This is a genomic window from Pseudomonas sp. 05T35 (assembly GCF_056396605.1).
On the sequence record NZ_JBFTLU010000840.1, the window covers coordinates 1 to 737 of the forward strand.

1 protein-coding gene is annotated in these 737 nt (G+C 59.7%); it reads right to left on the reverse strand.

The window, feature by feature from the left end:
• On the reverse strand, nucleotides 1-272 hold a 272-nt coding region (locus AC1DH9_RS30210; RefSeq protein WP_477809463.1), incomplete at its 3' end, for a DUF6124 family protein.
• Nucleotides 273-737 lie beyond the last annotated feature (465 nt).

Consider the following 737-nt stretch of genomic DNA (forward strand, 5'->3'; position numbering starts at 1 on the left):
GGGCCTTCGAGGTCGAACGCCAGATCGCTGGCCATGACATTGGCCGAGGCGAGGGTTTCGCAGGCGTGGGCCAGCAGGGTTTCAGAGTCAATGTCGGGGGCGATGACGAAAATGCAGCCGGGGCGTCGGTCGGTTAACAATGCCTTGGTCTCGGGCAGCACCAGGTARTGATCSAGCGCACGGTGCGCGGCGGCGTGGAGTTCTTTTGAATYGAGGGAGGCGTAGGGGGAAACCGGATCGGTTTCGGGAGGGTTCGGCGTAGGTTTGAACATTGGGGGTCATCCATAAGTAGGGCTGCAACCATTGCGCTACTAAACGAAAGGGTGGCAGCTGTGCGCAAGTTAGTAGACCGGGTAACCCACCAAAACCGGCGCGCCCGAGGGCGCCATGCGCACAGCTACCATCAAGTGCAGGGAAGCCCTGACTGGATGACGCTCATGCAACCGTTGGAAAGTTAACGCGGGCTACTAAACCCGATCACTGATGGGCAGTGACACGGAAACAATAGAGGCGAGGACCAAAGCGCACAAGCCGGCGGATTCTGGCGTAGGTGTAGGCCGTGACGCAAGGCGTTGTAGCCTCCGATGGGCACTGCGTAGGCAAGCTTAAACACCCGTCGTAGCAGCTGCCGAGCCCGCGAGGCTGCGTTCGAGGACAGAGTCCTCGCCAAACCTGCATACGCGGTTTACCTGACAGAACGTGTTGCATGATTTTACGACCGCTCCGCGGTCGAACGT